The organism is Rufibacter aurantiacus (genome assembly GCF_017916345.1).
GTDB lineage: Bacteria > Bacteroidota > Bacteroidia > Cytophagales > Hymenobacteraceae > Nibribacter > Nibribacter roseolus.
On the sequence record NZ_JAFMSV010000004.1, the window covers coordinates 460,550 to 481,262 of the forward strand.

17 protein-coding genes are annotated in these 20,713 nt (G+C 50.8%); 11 read left to right on the forward strand and 6 right to left on the reverse strand.

All coding sequences use genetic code 11. The features are described 5' to 3' along the window. The first annotated feature begins 252 nt into the window (after positions 1-252). From J3P34_RS16760 to fumC, 3 genes are all read left to right on the forward strand, one after another. Entirely contained in the window at positions 253-417 is a 165-nt protein-coding gene (locus J3P34_RS16760) for a hypothetical protein (RefSeq protein WP_190300310.1), read from the forward strand. Then, complete coding sequence (locus J3P34_RS16765) at positions 414-1,130, forward strand: M15 family metallopeptidase (protein WP_210489791.1); 717 nt, start codon at positions 414-416, stop codon at positions 1,128-1,130. The genes J3P34_RS16760 and J3P34_RS16765 overlap by 4 nt, the downstream gene beginning before the upstream one ends. A gap of 134 nt (positions 1,131-1,264) precedes the next feature. After that, a complete protein-coding gene (fumC, locus tag J3P34_RS16770) occupies positions 1,265-2,662 on the forward strand; it encodes a class II fumarate hydratase (protein ID WP_210489792.1) in 1,398 nt (465 codons plus the stop codon). Positions 2,663-2,809: 147 nt separating this feature from the next. On the opposite strand, the gene J3P34_RS16775 is transcribed toward fumC, so the two are convergent. From J3P34_RS16775 to J3P34_RS16785, 3 genes are read right to left on the reverse strand one after another with little or no spacing between them, the layout of a single operon-like run. Continuing rightward, the gene (locus J3P34_RS16775) at positions 2,810-4,057 is read right to left on the reverse strand and encodes a hypothetical protein (protein ID WP_210489793.1); all 1,248 of its coding nucleotides are present in this window, start codon (positions 4,055-4,057) and stop codon (positions 2,810-2,812) included. 34 nt (positions 4,058-4,091) lie between these two features. Beyond that, positions 4,092-5,561 (reverse strand): SusD/RagB family nutrient-binding outer membrane lipoprotein, encoded by a 1,470-nt coding sequence (locus J3P34_RS16780; RefSeq protein ID WP_210489794.1) that lies wholly within the window; start codon positions 5,559-5,561, stop codon positions 4,092-4,094. Positions 5,562-5,579: 18 nt separating this feature from the next. Then, the gene (locus J3P34_RS16785) at positions 5,580-8,672 is read right to left on the reverse strand and encodes a SusC/RagA family TonB-linked outer membrane protein (RefSeq protein WP_210489796.1); all 3,093 of its coding nucleotides are present in this window, start codon (positions 8,670-8,672) and stop codon (positions 5,580-5,582) included. Positions 8,673-9,272: 600 nt separating this feature from the next. On the opposite strand from J3P34_RS16785, the gene J3P34_RS16790 reads away from it, so the two are divergent. From J3P34_RS16790 to J3P34_RS16800, 3 genes are all read left to right on the forward strand, one after another. Further along, positions 9,273-10,448: an acyltransferase family protein gene (locus tag J3P34_RS16790; RefSeq protein ID WP_246853760.1), complete on the forward strand. Its 1,176-nt coding sequence runs from the start codon at positions 9,273-9,275 to the stop codon at positions 10,446-10,448. Between the two features lie 147 nt (positions 10,449-10,595). Then, positions 10,596-10,988, forward strand: a complete 393-nt coding sequence (locus J3P34_RS16795; RefSeq protein ID WP_210462560.1) for a diacylglycerol kinase — start codon at positions 10,596-10,598, stop codon at positions 10,986-10,988. A gap of 84 nt (positions 10,989-11,072) precedes the next feature. Then, positions 11,073-11,558, forward strand: a complete 486-nt coding sequence (locus J3P34_RS16800; protein ID WP_210489797.1) for a DinB family protein — start codon at positions 11,073-11,075, stop codon at positions 11,556-11,558. 115 nt (positions 11,559-11,673) lie between these two features. Here the strand turns inward: J3P34_RS16800 and J3P34_RS16805 are convergent, their stop codons facing one another. Then, a complete protein-coding gene (locus J3P34_RS16805) occupies positions 11,674-12,465 on the reverse strand; it encodes a DUF4382 domain-containing protein (protein ID WP_210489798.1) in 792 nt (263 codons plus the stop codon). Between the two features lie 150 nt (positions 12,466-12,615). Then, entirely contained in the window at positions 12,616-15,633 is a 3,018-nt protein-coding gene (locus J3P34_RS16810) for an AsmA family protein (RefSeq protein ID WP_210489799.1), read from the reverse strand. 45 nt (positions 15,634-15,678) lie between these two features. Here J3P34_RS16810 and J3P34_RS16815 point away from each other — a divergent pair, with 45 nt between their 5' ends. Both J3P34_RS16815 and gldJ read left to right on the forward strand, forming a co-directional pair. After that, a complete protein-coding gene (locus J3P34_RS16815) occupies positions 15,679-16,755 on the forward strand; it encodes a PorP/SprF family type IX secretion system membrane protein (protein ID WP_210489800.1) in 1,077 nt (358 codons plus the stop codon). 73 nt (positions 16,756-16,828) lie between these two features. Beyond that, entirely contained in the window at positions 16,829-18,016 is a 1,188-nt protein-coding gene (gene gldJ / locus J3P34_RS16820) for a gliding motility lipoprotein GldJ (protein WP_210462569.1), read from the forward strand. Positions 18,017-18,095: 79 nt separating this feature from the next. On the opposite strand, the gene J3P34_RS16825 is transcribed toward gldJ, so the two are convergent. After that, entirely contained in the window at positions 18,096-18,809 is a 714-nt protein-coding gene (locus J3P34_RS16825) for a ComF family protein (protein WP_210489801.1), read from the reverse strand. Between the two features lie 68 nt (positions 18,810-18,877). On the opposite strand from J3P34_RS16825, the gene J3P34_RS16830 reads away from it, so the two are divergent. The 3 genes from J3P34_RS16830 to J3P34_RS16840 all read left to right on the forward strand — a co-directional run bounded on the left by J3P34_RS16830 (position 18,878) and on the right by J3P34_RS16840 (position 20,585). Then, a complete protein-coding gene (locus J3P34_RS16830; protein ID WP_210489802.1) occupies positions 18,878-19,234 on the forward strand; it encodes a carboxymuconolactone decarboxylase family protein in 357 nt (118 codons plus the stop codon). A gap of 236 nt (positions 19,235-19,470) precedes the next feature. Continuing rightward, entirely contained in the window at positions 19,471-19,815 is a 345-nt protein-coding gene (locus tag J3P34_RS16835) for a hypothetical protein (protein ID WP_210489803.1), read from the forward strand. Beyond that, entirely contained in the window at positions 19,812-20,585 is a 774-nt protein-coding gene (locus J3P34_RS16840; RefSeq protein WP_210462575.1) for an exodeoxyribonuclease III, read from the forward strand. Before J3P34_RS16835 ends, J3P34_RS16840 begins: the two co-directional genes overlap by 4 nt. Positions 20,586-20,713: the final 128 nt, after the last annotated feature.

The following is a 20,713-nucleotide window of genomic DNA, read 5'->3' on the forward strand; positions in this document are numbered from 1 at the left end:
TTAAAGCATTTGAATGAACCCAACGGAGAGAAGTTAGGGAGAAAGAGGAATCCTCCGGCTTAAACGTGCTCCGGTAATATTATTATTTATCTATATTTAATGCTTCTTACCTCTGAACCCATCTGCCGTTTTAATCCTCGTTCTATAAAAAGAGGCTATAAATGAGTTTTTTCAGGGGAATAGTTGTTGAGGCATAGTAAAAGAAAAGTCATGACTGGCCGCTGCTGGTGCCCGTCTTCATCCTACACCTACATGAAAAACAGAAGGCTTATCTTATTTCTCTTTATCCTTGGTACACTGCTCGCCTGGACCGCCCTTTGTCTTACCTATTTCACCACCGGCCGTATTGAATGGTTAAGGCTGCTCACTTTCCTGGTATCTGGTATTCTGGCGTACGTGGTTTATAGACGCAAATGAAAAAACTGCACCTCATTTTACTCTTCTGGTTTGTCGCCATTTCCACTTGGGCGCAGGCACCAGCTACCCTTTCCATTCCTAAAAACAAGTATGGCCTGCCCGTGGTGACTTCCACCGATTTGTACCAGAAACTAGTAGCACAGAACCCAGACCAGGAACTGGTGGAACTGCAGTCCTACATACCGGGGCTGGTGCTGGACATCAAGTATGCCACGGCAGATAATCTGGTGAAGGAGCCGGTCTATACCATTGCCACTGCCTACGCCCGCAAACCCGTGGCCGATGCCCTGAAAACGATACAGGCGGAACTGAAACCGCTTGGATTGGGCTTGAAGATTTATGATGGCTACCGCCCTTACCACGTCACGGAGCTTTTCTTCAAAAAAGTAAAGAAGAAAGACTATGTGGCTAATCCTAAAGACGGCTCCCGCCATAACCGCGGCTGTGCCATGGACCTTACCCTTATCACCCTTAAAGACGGGAAGGAACTACAGATGCCCACGCCGTATGATGCCACAGTAAAACAGTCCCACCCGGATTATCCACATGTCTCTGCGCAGGTGAAGAAGAACCGGGCCTTGCTTATCAACACCATGCAGCGCCACGGTTTCACCGTTTTCCAAAATGAATGGTGGCATTTTGACTTCAATGACTGGGCTAAGTACCCGCTGATGGACATTAGGTTTGAGGAACTTAAAAAGATGAAGCAATAACCCTTAAGAAAGCTGCTGTTTCAAGGCTCTTTTCTAGAAAACAGACCAGAAACGGGAGGCGTGATCGTCGCCCGTTTTTATGAATAATTGCGTAGTTTTGAGCTATCTAAAGTATTAACCATTTTCTAACAGACATGAGCGTACGCATAGAGAAAGACACCATGGGCCCGGTAGAGGTGCCCGCCGATAAATACTGGGGTGCCCAGACCCAACGATCCAAAGAAAACTTCACCATCGGGGGCCAGTTGATGCCTACTGAGGTGATTGACGCTTTCGCTATCTTAAAGAAAGCAGCCGCGTACACCAACGCCGAATTAGGCGTACTTCCCCAGGACAAAGCCGAGATCATCGGCCGCGTGTGCGATGAGATCCTGGCTGGCGACCTAGCCGATCAGTTCCCATTGGTAGTATGGCAGACCGGTTCTGGTACCCAGAGCAACATGAACGTGAACGAAGTGGTAGCCAACCGCGCGCACGTGTTGCTGGGCGGCGATCTGATGGACGAGAAAAAGAAAATCCACCCGAACGACGACGTAAACAAATCGCAGTCTTCCAATGACACCTTCCCGACGGCCATGCACATTGCGGGCTACAAGGTAGTGGCTGAGCATACCCTGCCGATGGTGCAGAAACTGCGCGATACTCTGTACGCCAAGTCACAGGAGTACATGAACGTGGTGAAAATTGGCCGGACGCACTTAATGGATGCCACGCCTTTAACCCTGGGCCAGGAGCTATCTGGCTACGTGTCTCAGCTGGACCACGGCATGCGCGCCCTCAGAAATACCTTAGATCACCTGAGCGAACTTGCTTTGGGTGGTTCTGCCGTAGGAACAGGCTTGAACACGCCGCAAGGCTACGCCGAGCTGGTGGCTCAGAAAATCGCTGAGTTCTCAGGCTTGCCTTTAAAAACTGCCGAGAACAAGTTTGAGTCTTTGGCTGCCCATGACGCCATCGTGGAGACTTCCGGTGCCTTGAAGCAATTGGCAGTGAGTCTGATGAAGATTGCCAATGATATCCGTTTGCTGGCCTCTGGTCCGCGTTCCGGTATCGGGGAAATCATCATCCCAGAGAACGAGCCGGGTTCTTCTATTATGCCAGGCAAAGTGAACCCAACCCAAGCCGAGGCCATGACCATGGTGTGCGCCCAGGTAATCGGGAACGACGTGGCCATCTCGGTAGGAGGGATGAACGGTCATTTCGAGTTGAATGTGTTCAAGCCAGTAATGATCTACAACCTGCTCATGAGCGCCCGCTTATTAGCTGATGCCTGCGACTCTTTTGACAAGCATTGCGCCGTAGGTATTGAGCCGAACTACGAGGTGATCAAACGCCAACTGGAGAACTCACTCATGTTGGTGACTGCCCTGAACCCGCACGTAGGCTATGACAACGCGGCTAAAATAGCGAAGAAAGCCCACAAAGAAGGCACCACCCTGCGCCAGGCCGCCCTTGACCTTGGCTTGCTCACCGATGAGCAGTTCACCGAGTGGGTACGTCCGGAGGACATGATCGGAAGCTTGAAAAAGTAATTCCGGGTTTTTAGCCTCTTCTGGCAAAAACAGCCCTTAAAGAGAAAGGCCCTTCTGCTGCTGCGGAAGGGCTTTTCTCTTTTATCTAAGTAAGGTCAAAAAAGAAGGGCCGCTCTTATGTGCGGCCCTTCTTTTTATTCTTTATGGTTACAGGTACTTGTACTCTAACGTTGCGGTGGTCTGGTTATCGGCGCCGGCTCTGTTGATGCCGGTCACCTTGAAGATCACGTAGTTGTTCGTATCCACCAATTTAGCGATGTACACATCACCCACTACCAGGTCAGCAATGGAAGTCACTACCTGGCTTGGAGTGGCCGCAGAAGCAGTGTAATACGCCTGGCGCACGCTGTTCACGGTAGCGCTGTTGTACACGGTAGCCGTGGTTTTCACAAAAGCAGTCTTGTTCTCGGCTTTTACCGCAAACTTGTTGCCCCCTACGCTGGTCACCGTGATATCCTTGTTTGTGGTGGCAGTCTCGGTTCCTACATTGGCTCTTCCCACAAAGTTGAAGGAAGTGGCCGCGGCATCACCGTTGATCCCTATGGTAGCGGTAGCAGTTCCCGTGAAAGGAGTGGCAGCCACAATGCTCACCGGTGCCGAAGAAACAGAAGCAGCGTTCTTAGGAGAAACCGCTTTCGCCTCGAAACGGAAAACCACGTCCTGACCAACGGCGTTGGCCGGAACCTTCACATCCACGTTTCTGGTAAGCGCGGCGCCAGATTTGGTCAACCCGATTCTGTCAATTCTGGTCTCTGGGTTGGTGCCCACGGTAGCGTACACGTTCAAGCTGTCCAGGTCCTTGAACAGGATGGCAGAAGCAGAAGTAGTAGCAGTAGCGGAAGTTACGCCACCCTCGTTCAGCACCAATTCGTAACGGATCACATCATTGGCGGTGTTGGCTCCGGCCGTCACGGCAGAACGGTGCGCTACGCTTTTGATCTTGATGGTAGGCGTAGCCTCGGCTATTCTGAAAGATGCGCTTCTGGTTTTAGAGGCATTGTTGAACCCAATGGCTTTGGCATCTAACCGTACGGTGGCTTTGTTAGCTAAGCCTGCAGGTACCACGTACTCCACCACCAGGGTATCGGCTCTCTTGATCTTTGAGAAAGCGCCCTGGGCCGGAAGTGTTCTCACCACGGAGGAGTCCTGGTTATCAAACTTCTGCAGGAGCACGATTTCCTTTACATCAGATTTATTGTACACCAACTCCACTTTCACGGTCTCACCGGCCGCGTACTTGGCTGCAATCGGCAGTGTACCGGTAGCTTGGAAAATCTGGAAAGAGTCTTCAGTGATTTTGTAGGGTGGCTCGTAATCTTCTTCACACGATGTCAAAGACAAACATGTGAAAGCTATAGCAGGCAGGGCCAGGTATTTATTAAAAATGCTTTTCATATCTTCTTTAGATTAATTCCTTTACTACAACCTACTATTGCTGATCCCACCAAACCGGGATGGTCACGTAATCCTGGGCACCCCAGCCCATTCTGGCTACTTCAGTTGGGTTAAACTGCGTCTCAGTTTGGGCAGGAGGGAGGCGACGAACTACTTTACCGTTCAGCAGGGCATTCACGCCGGTTGGCATCTGGAAACCAGGGTAGATGGTAGGATCGAAATCAAATCTGCGCATGTCTGACCATGACTCTGGATTCAGGAACATGGCAATGTACTTCTGCTCCATGATGTTCTTCAGGGTCAGGGTAGTCTCGCTCTGGGCTACGGCCGCGCTGGCCATGTACGTAGCCTGGGCAGCCGCAGCTACTCCCAGCTTGGTCATGTGCGCAGTGATACCGGCTTTGTAAGCGGTAAAGGCACGGGCTTTGTCACCCTTCCGGAAAGCAGCTTCTGCCTCAATGAAACGCATCTCAGCATTGGTCACCATCGGGAAAGGACTGTTGTCAGTAGAGTAGTAACCGCCATAGATATCAGTGGCAGCAAGGGCGGGCGAAGAACCAGCGCCCGGTACGGCTCCGTTGCTCAGGGTTGGGGAGATGATAGGGAAACGAGGATCATCAGCCGCCGTGGCATCACCCAGCAAAGTGGCTCCGTTCAGCAGGTTCACGAACATTTTACCGAAGGTGTAGCTCGCAAAGTTGGCTCTGGTAGGCCCGAAGATGCTGGTAGTGGCAGACTCCACACTGGTAGGTTGTCTGTAGCCCAACATAGCGTCATCTGCGTTAGATTTGATTCCTTTGTCAATGGCGGCCAGAACGGCATCTGGGTTGTAATTGGCTTTCTTGGTCAAGTGGTTCAGCTGACGAGCCTTGATAGAGTTCACCAGTTTAATCCATTTGCTTACATCACCCTGGTACAGGATGTCTCCGCTTACCGGGTTAGCGGTATAGAACGGGCGCTTGTTCTCGGTGGCTGGTTTAGAGAACTCCACCTCGGCCTCATCTAACAAGGTAAGGATGGTAGAATAGATCTGCTCCTGCGGATCATACTTAGGCGCAATGTTAGTGTATCCTTGCCACGCCTCGGTGTAAGGAACATCGCCCAGCATATCTGTCAGGTGGGCCATGATGATCGCTTTCATGGCTTTGCCGGCTCCTACATAATAAGGAGAACCCTCAGCCGCCGCTGACTCCATCATGGGGCCAATGTTGCTACCCACTAGGTAATAGGTGTTGTTGAAGGTAGAGGTAGAGTTACTTGGCGTGAAGAAGTACTGGTCAGTAGTGATGTTAGCGGTTCTACCGGCAATGTTCTGCGTGATCTGGCCCACTCTCAGCTCAGACAGAAGCTGCACCTGCAAGCCGTTGCCAATGATGCTTGGCAGCAGGTAATTAGGCGTAGTGGAAACCGGGTTATTTGGATCTTCATTGACATCCAAAAAGTTGTCGCAGGAGGTAAGCCCTAAGCCTACCACTGCGCAAAAACCTATGATAAATTTTTTCATGATTTGAGTCTCAATAAACTAGAAGGATAATTTCACGCCGAAGTCAACACCTTTGGTACCTGGTACGCTTCCGTAATCGAAGCCACCGGAACCACCACCACGAACACCCGCTCCGGCAGAAGCTGTTTCTGGGTCAGATCCTGAATATTTGGTCAAAAGGACAAGGTTACGGCCCGTCAAGTTCAGTTCCACGTTTTTGAAAGGAATGCGGCCGAAAGCTGATTTAGGCAATTTGTAGGCCAGGGTCACGTAACGCAGACGGATCCAGGAAGCATCTTCAATGAAATCGTCACCTACCACAGACATGATGTTACGGTAGTAGCTCTCAGTCAACTCTACTTCTCTGGTGTTAGGCACGTAGGTTACTTTTCCATCGGCACCGGTCACGGCTACTACGCCTGGGAACACAGCTTTCTTGTAACGGTCCAACGTACGGGTGCTCAAACCACTGTTTACCAGGGTAGCCTCGTTACCGTTCACTACCACCCCGCCTTTGCGGATATCTGTCAGGAAAGAAAGCGACAGGTTGTTGTAGTTGAAGGTGTTGGTGATTTGCAGGGTGTAGTTAGGGGCGCGGTCACCGGCATACGTGAATTTCTGGTCCACAAAGGTTGGGTAACCAGCGGCGCTGATGATCATCTGGCCGTCTGGGGCACGCTCATACTGCATGGCGCTCAGGCCGCTCAAAGAACCGCCCTGGAACACACCGCCTCTGGCAAAACCTACGATCCAGGCATCTGACTGGTAGATCTCGGTTAATGGGTAAGGGATGCTCACCACTTTGCTTCTGTTGCGGGAGAAGTTGGCTACTACATCCCAGGCAAAGCCACCTTTCTGGATAGCAGTTCCTGACAAGATCGCCTCAACCCCTTTGTTTTCAACGGTTCCGCCGTTCACGTACTGCAGAATGAAACCAGAAGCCTGGCTCAGACGCGGCGCAATGATCTGGTCAACGGTTCTGTCATTATAATAAGTAACGTTGAAACGCAGGTTGTTTTTAGAGAAGTTGAAGTCCAGGCCGGTCTCAAAGGAGTTCTTGGTCTCTGGCTTCAGCTCTGGGTTACCACCGAAGAAGTTGTTCCGGAAACCACCACCCAGGAAGGTGTTGTTGGTCAACGGAGAAGTAACGCGGTAAGGAGGCGAGTCTTTACCTACCTGCGCGTAGGAGATGTTGAATTTACCAAACTTCAGGAAAGAGCCTGAGCTAAGCGGCAGGTGCTCGGTGAACACGTAGCCTAAGCTAGCAGAACCATAGGCGAAAGAACGGTTTTTCACCGGAAGGGTAGAAGACCAGTCATTACGGCCCTGCAATTCCAGGAACAGGAAGTTGTCATAGTCAAAGCTTACCCGGCCAAACGCCCCAATCAGACGACGCAGAGAGTTCCGCTGGATCACGCTGCGGTTGGTGGTGTTGTTCAGACCCACAAACTCGGGGTTCTGGAAAATCAGACCTAAGTAGTCAACGCCTTTGGTCTCGGTTTGCTCTACGGTGTTACCCAATACCAAGCCCACCCCAAATTTCTCAGTGATGTTCTTGTTGGCGGTTACCACAAAGTTAGAGGTGTACTGCTGGAACTGATTCACAGAGATGGCCAGACCACCAGATTGGTTGTTAGGCAAAGAAGTACCTGGAGAACGCACACTCTGGGTACGCTCGGTGTACACATCGGTACCAACGCGGTAGTTGATCTTTAACCATTTTGTAGGATCTAAGGTGATGCCTACGTTCCCGATGATACGGTCCGTGCGGTCAGTCTGTGGGTTTTTGTTAACCGTGAAGTAAGGGTTGTCAATGTCACCGGTTACGCTCTCTAACAATCTGCGGCGTGAACCGTCTGGGTTTTGCCAGTCAGACATGTTGTCGTTTAATGGCCAGTTAAAGATACTTACCAGGAAACCACCGGTTCCGCCAAACAGACCCGGACCTTGCAAGGCTCTTTTACCGCTTGTCTGCAAGTAGTTGGCAGATCCGTCAAAAGAAAGCTTATCATTGAATTTAGCTGTACCAGACACCCGCACAGAGTTCTTCTCATATTCGGTCTCAGGCACCACCCCACCCTGGTCTAAGTGGTTTGCGGAGATATAGAAACTGGTTTTCTCTGAGCCACCCGAGATGCTCAGGTTGTGGTTCATCTTAAAGCCGGTCTGGAAGAAATCTTCCACGTTGTTGTAGACAGGTTGCCCTTCCTGGAACTTAGGTCCCCAAGATCTGCGGGTAGTAGCGTCAAACACCCCGTTGGTTCCCTGCTGGTACACCTGCTGCACTTCAGGCAGTCTGTTTACCTGGTCCATTGAGAAAAGACCGTTGTAAGTAATAGAGGTCTGACCAGCCACGCCTTTTTTGGTAGTGATGATCACGGCACCGTTACCGGCACGCAGACCATAAAGCGCTGCCGCGGCAGGTCCTTTCAGAACGGTAATAGAAGCGATGTCATCTGGGTTGATGTCACCAGCACGGTTAGAGGCACCCACCGAGCGACCCAACATCCCGTTGAAACCGCTACCGGCCCCAGGCGCGGTAGACTCCTGGAACGAAGAGTTGTCTACCGGAATACCGTCAATCACAAACAAAGGCTGGTTGTCACCGTCAATAGAAGAACCCCCTCTGATCACGATGCTTGAGCCTTCGCCGGCACCCCCGCCGGAACTAGTGATATTTACCCCGGCCACTTTCCCTTGCAGGGCGTTCACCACGTTCTGCTGACGAGACTCTTCCAGGGCCGCACCGCTTACCTCTTGCACGGCATAGTTGATGCTCTTCCGCTCCTGGGCAATGTTGAAACCGGTTACTACCACTTCCTCCAAAGCCTTGGAATCTGAAACCAGCGCGATGTTGATGGTATTGTCTACGCCAATGGTGCGCTCCTGCGGAACCATACCAATGAAGCTGAACACTAACACGCTACCCGGCGCCGCCTGGATAGAGTATCTGCCCTCGGCATCGGTGGAGACACCGTTGGAGGACCCTTTTACTACCACACTTACGCCGGGCATGGCGGAGTTGTCTTCAGAAGAGGTGACCCTTCCGGTAATGGTTCTGCTTTGGGCAAAACCCGCCTGCGCAATGCAGATGCACAGGGCAAATAGAATTAGCCGTAACATTATTCTCATAAATAAGGATTTAGGGGTGTACTGATTGTTGTTGTTGATCTGCGGAATTCTGGGAAAGTGAATAAATCAATGTATGAAGATAGATGGTAAGTAGGTAAACCTTGGCATAAACCACTGATTGGCAAGGCAGGCGCAAAATTATAGATTTGCTAAAAACTTACTCTTCTTTAAGCCGCAATTTATTTTTTTCATCAAAAATTGCTTTGTTTAGGGTGAATTTTTCAGAAAAGGCCCTTAAAACGGTGATTTCACCAGTTTACCTAAGTATAGGGTAGAGTCTATATGAAATTTGATTGGAAAATTATAAAAAACCTAGCAAAGCATCACTAGCAATTGTAAGTATTTTTAATTTAAAGCCGACACGTGTTAATTTTTATTTTTGACTATTGAAGACTTTCTTAAATAATTTACTAACACAAATGAAAGGACCCAGCTAAATACTTAAATCAGTGCCTTTCCACCTATCTTGGTCTCAGGCCGCAGATTTCCTTGGGTTTCTAGTGTAAAACTGGCAAAATCTGCTATCTTGTCTTTTACAAAGTTCTGTGGTACTGCACCTTAGCTAAACATCTTGTTTTCCCACCTCTGATATAATCTTCTATGAATACAATCTCTACTTCAACATCGGCGCCAGCGGAAATGATCTCGCAAGAGGCCTTGACGAAACTCGATAAAACAAGGCTCAGGTCTCTGGATGTTTTCAGGGGAATCACGGTGCTGAGCATGATTCTGGTAAATAACCCGGGCAATTGGGGCAAGATCTACGCTCCGCTCAAGCACGCAGAATGGCACGGATGCACCCCCACCGATCTGGTTTTTCCGTTTTTCCTTTTTATAGTGGGTGTGTCTATTGCCTATGCCTTGTCCGGCGCCAAACAGCGTCCTGAGCAGCATACGGCTACCATCTTCCGGATTATCAGGCGCGGGCTTACCCTATTTGCCCTGGGTTTGTTTCTGGCCTTGTTTCCCAAATTTGACTTCGAAACGGTCCGGATACCGGGAGTATTGGCGCGCATTGGGGTGGTTTTCATCATCGCGGCCATTATCTTCCTTAAAACTGAGCGCCGTACTCAGATCCTGATTGCCGCTTTTCTACTGATAGGGTATTGGGCCCTGATGATGTTTGCCCCGGTGCCCGGCATAGGGGAGGCCAACCTGCAACCTACCACTAATCTGGCCGCCTGGCTGGACAACAAACTGCTACCTGGCCACCTTTGGAAATCAACCAAGGTCTGGGACCCGGAAGGCATTCTAAGTACGTTCCCGGCCGTGGCTACCGCACTATCTGGCGTGTTGGTAGGGCAGTGGCTCAAAAAGAAAGACGATCCCGGAAACAAAATAGCTTGGCTTATGGTATGGGGAGTGATCTGTACCTGCCTGGGGCTCATCTGGGACCTGCACTTTCCTATCAATAAAAGCATCTGGACCAGTTCCTTTGTGCTGTACACCTCGGGGTTAGCTATGCTGGGCTTAGGGCTGTGCTACTGGCTTATTGATGTGAAAGGCTACAGAAGATTCACCACACCGTTTCTGGTATATGGCGTGAATGCCATCACTGTTTTCTTTCTCTCCGGACTTCTGCCCAGAATCCTGTCCATGATCAAGATAGACACGCCGGCCGGTGAGGTAGACAGCAAGACATTCCTCTACGAGTCTTTCTACACGCCGTACCTGAGCCCCATCAATGCCTCATTGGCCTGGGCCATCACCTGGATTCTCTTCTTCATGGTGTTGCTCTATGCCATGTACCGGAAGAACATCATCATCAAAGTATGATCAATTCCTTAGTCAATTGGCAAGCCTACACTTTTTTGCGGCCATTTTTGTGTAAATGGCCTTAAAACGCAGTTAGATGTTCATTCACTTCAGGTGATGGAGAATAGAAATTGCACCTGCCCGGCTTGCCTTGCGTAAGTACCCAAGATGGAACCACAACAACCCACCTTTTTTAGAAGACGCCTGAACAGTTTCGGGTATGCTTTGAAGGGAATCACGGCGGCTTTCCGGTCTGAAATCAACCTGCGGTGGCACGTGCTATCGGCCGGGGCGGCGGTGACGGCCGGGTTTTACTTTGGGCTGACTACCGTAGAATGGGTTATTGTCATCTTCTGCATCGGGCTGGTCTGGATGGCCGAGCTCTTCAATACGGCCCTAGAGGTGGTGGTGAACCTAGTGTCGCCGGAACGGCATCCGCTGGCGGGCAAAGCCAAAGACATTGCGGCGGGCGCGGTGCTTATTGCTTCCATTACCGCGGCTCTGGCGGGGCTTTTGGTATTCTTGCCTTACGTGTGGGCCCTGCTGCAAAAGTATACGTAAACATTCTTTCTAACCGTCACGTTTACTACTTTTGCCCAAACCGGAGCGGCAGAAAGCCTTCCTGTACCCCTAATTACCTGACCCATGACTACTAACGACGTACTTAGAAACCTCACTGAATACAACATCTGGGCGAACTGGCGCGTGCTCAAAAGCTTTGACCGCATTGAGGGAGACCTCCCTGATTACGCGCAACTCATGTTCAGCCACGTCCTGAACGCCCAGGCCATCTGGATTGCCCGTATCACCGGCACTAATAGCCCGGTAACCGTGCTGCAGCGCCATAGCTTGGCTGAGCTGCACCAATTGCATGAGCAGACCTCGGCGAAACTGGCGGAGCTGTATGATCAAGCCGATGATGCCGAACTGAACCGCACCATTGAATACACCAACACCCAGGGGAAAGCATACTCCACCAAAGTGCAGGACATCCTTACCCACGCCATCAACCACGCTACCTACCACCGCGGTCAGGTAGCTCGTGAACTGCGCCTGGCTGGGCATGAGCCCATCAACTCAGACTACGTAACCTACGTGCGCATTCGCTACGGCCAGGACCTGGAGATCTGATCCAATCCTGTTTTCAGGTTAATTTCTTAAAATGAGCCTGAAAACAGATCATGATATAAAAATGAAGAGGGGAGCCTATAATGGGCTCCCCTCTTCATTTTTGCTGCTTTTCTTTCTAGTTAAGGTCTACCGCCGGAACATCGGTGATGGTCTCATTGGTGACCGTGATGTTGGTGAGTTCTTTGTTCTGGTAAGGCGCGGTGGTGCTGAACTGCACTTTGTAGGTTCCCGCCGGGATGCCCTTGATCAGGTAGCGGCCTGCGTCATCAGTGAAACCGCCTATGGTGTCATTGGCCGCGGATATCACCAGGATGCCGGGCTTGGCGGCGGCTGGGGTCACGGTGCCTCTGATACCACCCGCAATGGCTTGCGCATACGTGCGGATAACCGGCTTCAGGTTGTATTGACCGCTGTTCCCACGTGGAACAATTGACTTAGCCGCATCAAAGTCTAACAGTAATCTATAGGTTACATCGGCCACCAGGTCTGCGTTGATCTGCAGTTTAAGGCCCGAGGTCTGGCCACTAGGCGTGGTAAGCGGACGGGTAGTGTTCTCACCTTTCAATTTGAGCGTGTTGTTGTTCCCTAATACTAATCTGATTTGGGAAATACGTCCGGCAGGCAGGTTGGCGCTGGCGAGCAATGTATCGCGGCCGTTGGCGAAGTCCAGGAGGTTGTATACGCCAGGATGAATGGTCTCCAGGGTTTCCCAACCAGCCTCATCATCGTTGGCTTCGCGGTGGATCTGCACGGAGCGGATATCCACGTTTACTTCTTCATAGTTCCCGGGAGCATCGGTTAGGCGTACCTCCATGCGGGAAGAACCGGCCGGGTCATTTTCATCTGAACAAGCGGCAAACCCTACGGCTGCCGTCCACAGCATTCCAAATAGCAATCGTTTTTTCATAATAGAAAGGTGAATAGGAACAAGACCACCAGTTTTGGCGGCCGCCACCTTATACGCAAGGCCTGCGGAAGGTTGCCAAACAAAAATAGAGCCGTTTTTAGTCTATTTTAAGATAAAGGGCTAAAAACGGCTCTATTTATATGGTTATTCTTACTGCTTCTTGGTGGTATCTGCTGGTGTTGATGTAGTTGGCTTTCTGGGAGCCAGAAGTTTGTTCAGCCTTGACTTGGCCTCGGCTTTGAGCTTTTGCTCCGCTTCCTGGCGCTTCTGCTCCAGTTCCTGGCGGGCCTTCAATTCCATTTCCTGCTGCTTTCGGGCCAATTCCACTTTGAGGCTGTCTTTGTTCGTGGGCACGTTCACGTTGTATTTCTCTTTCACGCCTTCCAGTTTGCTGGTGACCACCTGCTTCACCAGCGAGGAGGCCTCGGCTTTGAGGCTGCTGCCTTTCAGTGCCACGGCCGGGTCATTATAATTTCCGGTCACGCCCAGTTGCAGGGTCACGCGCTCCAGACCGTTGAGGCTCTGTACCCCCGTGAGGCTGGTGATTTTGCCGGCCAAAGCGTTGCCTACCTTACCGGAAGGAACATCCATGGCCACCACGTAGTCTACTTTCCCGCTCACGTTGTTGGTGCCTCCCACAGTCATTTTGATATCGCCAACGGCGAAGTCAAACGGTTTCACCACCAGGTTCCCGCCCACGATCTCAGCGGCGAAGCCCCGGTTCTTGAGGGTGAAGTTCTGCACTTCCTTCAGGTTGGTCAGCTGGCTGATTTTGGCTAGCGCTTGCACGTTGGCAACCACGGCTTCTACCACTTCAATCATGCCTTTTCCTGTAAGAGAACTCATCACCGGCATCATGTCACTGCCTAGTTCTCCACTGAAATTAAACTTAGAAGAAAACTCGCCCTTCAACAGTTTGGCAATGGGCGCAAGGCGCTGAATGGTATTAAATGAGTTAAAGGACTCTTGAAAATCAAGGTTCTTGATGTCCAGCCCGAAGGAGAATTTAGGGTGGATAAGGTCTCTGGAGTCATAGGAACCGGTAGTGGAAAACTGCCCGCCCAACGTGTTGAAAGAAACATCTTCCAGCCTGGCAATCTGGTCTTTAAGACTCACTTTACCCTTCACATTCTGCAGCTTGAGGTTATCATAGATAACGGTTCCGGCCTGGGTTGTCAACACCATATCCAGGTTGGCTGGTACCTGTACCACGCCTTGCGCTTGCTGGGTTGAGGCGGGCACCGTTTGGCCGGTATGCTCATCTACCATCCATTCGTTCACATTGAAACTGTTGGACCGCAGGGAGAAATTGCCGCGCAAAGGCTGGTTCTCTGAAAACAGGTAGCCCATGTAGTTAGAGACGGTGCCGTCCATCTGCACATCGCTCTTGCCCAGGAAACCATCAAGCCCTTGGAGCGCCACCTTCTCATTGTTGAAAGTAGCCTTGGCCGAGTTGATGCGCATGCCTTGCGGAAGATCGGTGCTCTTGTAGTTCAGTTGCGTGATCTGTACCGTACCGCTGGCCTGCACGTTGCCGTATCTGCCGGCGTCTACGTCGGTCATCTTGCCTTTGGCCAGGATGTTGCCGTTCAGACGTCCGCTGAGGGTGGTGCCTTCAATAGGGAAGATCTTGGTGAGTTTGGTCAGATCCAGCACGCCTCTGATGTCGGCATCGAACTGGGGTTGGGCCAGGTTCTTGATGGACACGCGGCCTTCCAGCGGTTCTTTGTCAAGCAGCATCTTGAAGCGGGAAACCTGAATGTCCGTATCGGCGGCGTTGCCGGTGCGGTTCACTACTGTGGAGGTGACGTTCACCTGCTCCAGCGGCGCCGGGAACTCAGAGGACTTCACGTAACCGTTGGTGAGGTTGAGCGCGGCGGTAACCACGGGCATGTGGTTTTCGAAGTACACGCCTTTGGCATTGGCATCTATATCCAGCAAACCGCGCAGGGTAGTACCCTCCAGCGGAAATACTTTGGTTACTTCGGCTAAGTCTAACTTGGCTTTCAGGTTTCCGTCTATCTTCATCGGCTCCAACCCGTCAATGACTACGCGGCCATCTACCGGGTTCTTGCCCAGGTCCAGGTGCAGTTTGCGCACGTCTACCAAGGTATGGTCTATGTTGCCGTCTGCGTTCTTCACGCTCATGTCAATATTGATGTTCCTGGCAGCCTGCGGCAGGTCTGGGTACTGGAAGGTTCCGCTGTTCACTTTCAGGTTCACCCCGAAGCCCGGCATAGAGGCCTCGTTGAAGATTCCTTTCACGTAACCGTTGAATGCTACCTTACCATCGGTTTTTACGTCCTTGAACTTGTCGGTGAACACGCCGGGCACCAGGGAGAAGATGTTCTTGAAATCGGTCTCCAGGGCCTTAAAAGTTAAATCAAGGTTGATGTCATCGGTGGGCATGGCAATGGAGCCGGCCATACCCAGGGCAAAATCATTGATCCGGAAATTGTTGTCTTTGAAGGTGTACTTCATGTTGGCCAGGTCCATGGCCATGGTCACATCGGCATCCAGTTTCTTGTTCTCAATGTAGTTCACGCCGCCATAGGTCATGGTGAAGCGCTCGGCCTGGGTCTTGGTCTCCATATCGAAGACGTCTTTGGCCAGGTCACCGCTACCGGTGTGCTGCACATTGTAGGCATTTACCCCAAAAGGAATGCTCAGGTCCTGGTAGACAATCTGGCCGTTGTTGATTTTCCATTCCTCAATACCCATTTTGAAATCTGCGGTGTCCTGGGCTTCTGGGGTGGCGGCGGTGTCTGGGATGAAGATGTCCCAGTTGGCTCTCCCGCTTTTGAGCACCAGCAGCTTAAGCCGCGGCTCGTTCATCTGCACCGAGTTGATCTCAATCTGGTCGCCGGAGATGACGCTCATCAGGTCCAGGCCCAGGTTGAAATCAGGCAGGTAGGCGAGGGTGTCGCGCTGGAAAGAATCTTTGCCCACAATGGTGAGTTCTTTCACGCTCAGGCCCAGGTCTGGGAATGTGCGAAACAGTGACAGACTTACGTTATTTGTTTCGTATAAGACGCGGGCGTTGATACTTTTGGCAATCTCTTTATCCAGGCGCTCTTTGATCTTATCTTTGAAGAAGATGGGGATGAGAGCAGCCGCGGCCAGCAATACCACAATAAATACTGCCAGACCTATAAATACTTTCCTCATGTTATTAATGATGTGTTTTCAGCTTGTAAGTTTAGGTATTTTCAAATGAATATACGCTTACATGGGTTCCTGCAATTTGTGTGCCGTGGGTGCAACCGGTGGCAAGGTGGATTGGTAAAGTCAGGGGTACTGGTTTCCTCTTTGCTCTTATTGTCCAATGGAGCCTTAGCACAGGAAAGCACCAGCACCCTGCCGTATGCGCACCGTCTCTTTCTTAACCCGGCTTTCACGGGATTATTGTCTGACTACAGCATTACAGCAGGCCACAGGTCACAATGGACGGGGGTCAACGGCGGCTACAGCACCCAATGGGCCAGCGGGGAGTACCGTTTTTCCCAGAACAAAAATGCAGTAGGTGCTACGTTCATGGCAGACAAGGCACCGGCAGGCGGGTACCAGAAAATACAGGCTGGCCTGCTGTACGCTTACCATACCAAATTAAAGGACAAATTGGATTTAAGTGCCGGCATGCAGGTGGGTTACGGGTCGCAGAAGCCGTCTGCCAACGGGCTCATCTTTGAAGACCAGCTAAACTCCAACGGTACGGTCACCAACCCTACCGCCGAGACCTTTGGATTGGACAGAACCTCTTACCTAACTTTATCCGGTGGGCTGCTGCTGTTCACGCCGCAGTTCTGGTTGGGCGTCTCGGGGCACCATTTGAATAATCCCAAAGTAGGGGAGATGGCAGCCAGTACAGCGGCTCCGGTTCTGCAATTTCAGACGGGTTACAAGTTCTACGTGAGGAGCTATTTCAACCGGGATAGGTTTGAGGAAATCAGCTTTATACCCACTATTTCGTATACGCACCAGCGAAGCTTTAACCGCTTAGACGCAACTATTTACGCCAATATCACGCCGGTTACGTTAGGGTTGGGAACCACCTTGTTACCGGGCGCAAAAAATACTTCAATTGCAAGCACTATTCAGGGGATAGTTGGCGTTACACATAAAGGATTTAAAATAGGATATGCCTACCGACATCCGCTTGCGGCCAGCCCGGTTGCCATAGGCCCTACGCATGAGCTCGTTCTTTCCTTTGAGAAAGTGGATTACTTGAAGATTTTTAAAAGGTCTGGGTCAGACAAGAAATACAATCGGATTTCTTGCCCGGCATTCTAATTTTCTATATTATTGCGTGTTAAAAGCCACATTTGATCTAAAGAATACAATCTTACCGGTATTTACCAATTTTATGAAAGTTTCTAAACACTTAATGTACGTGTTGGCGGCGGGAGCAATCGTTTTCTCCTCCTGCTCTAAAAACAACCGTCCCACTAGCCAGGATCCCGGCAAAAACAGTACTGCCACTGGGATTGCCTATGATGATGAAGAAGGTGGTTTTGCTGTAGCCGACTATAGCGACGTACCTGAAGGACCCGGTTTGGTATTTATTGAAGGCGGTAGAACCACCCTTGGTTCTTCTGAGGAAGATGTGGCCATGACCCGCGACAACATTGAGCGTACCGTTACAGTGGCGTCTTTCTACATGGATGAAGCAGAGGTGGCCAACATTCACTGGCTGGAGTATCTGCACTACATCAGAAAAGACTCTTCTGAAGAAATCTACGCCAAGGCTTTGCCAGATACCACCGTTTGGGAGCGTGAATTGTCTTTCAACGACCCTTACGTAAACTATTACCTGCGTTACCCAGGTTTCCGTTACTACCCGGTAGTAGGGGTGAGCTGGTTACAGGCCCAGGATTACTGTACCTGGAGAACTGCCATGGTAAACAAAAACCTGGCTGCTGACTATGATGGCGAATTAGCTGAAGGCACAACTCCTCCAATTGAGTCTGGCGCCATTCTGCCCAATTACCGTCTCCCAACAGAAGCTGAGTGGGAATATGCTGCCCAGGCTTTGATTGGAACCCAATTGAGCGAAGAAGAAAACCAAACCAACAAGCGTATCTATCCTTGGGATGGACACCAGGTGCGTAACCCTTACGGCAAAGGTCAAGGCCAATTCCTGGCTAACTTCAAACGTGGCCGTGGTGACTACGCCGGTATTGCTGGCTCATTGAACGACGGTGCCATGATCACTGAGTATGTGTACGCTTACCCGCCAAACGACTTCGGTCTGTACAACATGGCTGGTAACGTGAACGAGTGGGTACAAGACGTGTACCGTCCGCTTTCTTTCCAGGATGTGGAAGACCTAAACCCAGTGCGTCGTAACGGTGTGCAGGATGACTCTTCAATGTATGATGTAGCCGGCTTCCAGTCTCTGATCACCAACACCGTGCGCGTGTACAAAGGTGGTTCCTGGAAAGACGTGGCTTACTGGTTGTCTCCAGGAACCCGTCGTTACATGGAGCAGGATTCAGCTACCTCTACCATTGGTTTCCGTTGCGCCATGATCAACACTGGCTCAAACAAATAAGAAATCATTTTATAGTCATAAACAAGAAAGGCTGGTATATCCGGCCTTTCTTGTTTATGACTATTTTCTTTTACGCTATTTATAAGGTGTAAGCAATAGACGCCACACTTACGGCCCTGGCCCCATACTTGAGCAGAACCTGGGCACAGGCTTCTATGGTAGCACCGGTGGTAATGACATCGTCTACGAGTAAGACGTGTTTCCCCAGTATGGCTTCCGGCTTGTGGATGGCATATAGTTGCTGCATGGCTTCCCATCTGGCTTGCCGGTTCTTGGTGGTCTGGGTAGCACTAAGTCGGTTTTTCCGGAGGACGTCAGTTGCCAACTGTACTTCCAGGTGATCCGCAATCGCCTTCGCAAAACCCAGGACTTGGTTATAGCCGCGTTGCCGCTCTTTGCTTTGGTGCATGGGTACGGGTACCACTACCTCCACAGCCCTGAATTCCTCGTGCGTTTTAAGCTGAGCACCGAACCACCTTCCCAATAACTCACCTACTTCTTCCTGGCCTTTGTATTTCAACTGATGAAGCAGCCGCTGCACGCGTCCTTTCTCCTGGAAGAGAAGGTAAGCCGCCGCCAGTTGAATGGGAACCCGTCCCCAGAAAACCTGGTGCAAAGGGTTGTCAGTAGGGGAGAGGTGAAAATTGGTGTACGGAAGTTTGATGCGGCAGTAGCTGCAGATGATTTCCTCACCCATGGCTAAATCGCCGCCGCAGGCCCGGCAATCCTCTGGGAAAAGCAGCGCCAGGAAATCGTGGTAAAGCGTACGGAGGCCCAACTGCGGTGGCAACATAGACTACTTTAGGATTTTGGTGTAACTTTACATAGCGGCGCAGTATGCCGCCTTTAATGACGCATAAAATGAGCTTAGTAACAGAATTCAACGACTACCGCACCCGCATGAACGAGAAGATCATGGAGGCGGATAACAAAGTGATCAAACGCTTTTTCAACTTAGATACGAATGCCTACGCAGAAGGTGCGCTGGACGTGAAAACCAAGGAGATGCTGGGCCTGGCCTGCTCCATGGTATTACGTTGCGACGACTGCATCAAGTACCACCTGGGCAAATGCTTTGAGTGCGGCCTCTCTGATGAGGAAGTGTACGAGGTCTTCGCCATCGCCAATCTGATTGGTGGTTCCATCGTGATCCCGCACTTCAGAAGAGCTGTGGAGTACTGGGAAGAACTGAAAACCGAAGGCCAGACCCAAGCCTAGAACGATTTCTGTTTCAGTCCTGTTTTCGGGAAAACAGCCCTAAAGCCGTTGTTTGTACTTGTGGATTACTGTTTTTTACTTCATCTAATCACAGAGAAGATAAGAAGACGTAATCTACTTAAAACAGCGTTTTAGGGCTGTTTTTATCAAATCAGGTCTAAAACGAGTTAAGAAAATGGTGGAAAAGGCAGAGAAATCCACTCCGGCACTTTACCACTTATGCACACAGAAATTCTATGGAGAACGAAGAAGATTTTGATGTTAGGTGGGCCGCGTTGCGGCAGGACATCAAGAAACAGTTTGGGAAAAAGCCCGACCTCAATGCCATCCTATTTTTGGTTGGCGTGCAGGAACTAGGGCAGGGGATACGGGAGTTCACCAAAGAAGAGAAGCAGGACCTGATGCACATTGCCACCTGCAAACTCCTGAGTCTGTCTGGCTACTATGAGTTGGAAGGTCTGGACCAGGAAGGCTGGCCGCACTGGAAATCGGTGAAGCCGCTGCCGGCCTGTAACCTGAAAGAGCAGGAGCGCATGCTCAAGTGGCACGCCCTGGAGTACTTTGACGAAATGAATTCATGAAGATTATCAGCTACAACGTAAACGGCATTAGGTCTGCCATCTCCAAAGGCTTTTTGGATTGGGTGAAAGCCGCCAACCCAGACGTGCTTTGCCTGCAGGAAATCAAAGCCGACGAGACTAAGTTTGACAAAGCCTGCTTTGAAGAAATCGGGTATCATGTGTACCTGCATCCGGCCATCAAGAAAGGCTACAGCGGCGTGGCCATCCTTTCTAAAAAGGAGCCTAAAAACGTGTGCATTGGCTGCGGAATTGAGCAGTACGACCACGAGGGCCGAGTGATCCGGGCAGATTATGACGGCTACTCGGTGTTGAACGTGTACATGCCTTCAGGCTCCAGCGGCGAGCACCGCCAAGCATTCAAGATGGAGTGGCTCCGCGATTTTCAACAGTACATTCAGGGTCTGAAGGACACGGTGCCCGGTTTGGTGATCTGCGGCGACTACAACATCTGCCACCAGGCCATTGATATCCACAACCCCAAATCAAACGCTAATTCCTCCGGCTTCCTGCCCGAGGAACGGAACTGGTTCTCCAGTTTCCTGAAAGATGGTTACATTGATTCGTTCCGGCACTTCAACCAGGAGCCGCACCAATACACCTGGTGGAGTTATCGGGCCAATGTTCGGGCCAAGAACCTGGGCTGGCGGATTGATTACCTCTTGGTTTCTGAGCATCTGAAGCCTTTGATGAAGCGGGCGGCTATCTTACCCGAGGCTAAACACTCGGACCATTGCCCTATTCTTTTGGAGATGCACCCCGTGGAAAACTAGGTTTTATCCTCCTACCTTATGAATGCGTTTCTGGTCTGTTTCTTTGATAACAGGCAAGAAACGCATTTTTGTTTTACTTCTTCTGTGGACAGCGCCGCTCCTTATATTATAGAGCAGGGCAAACCATC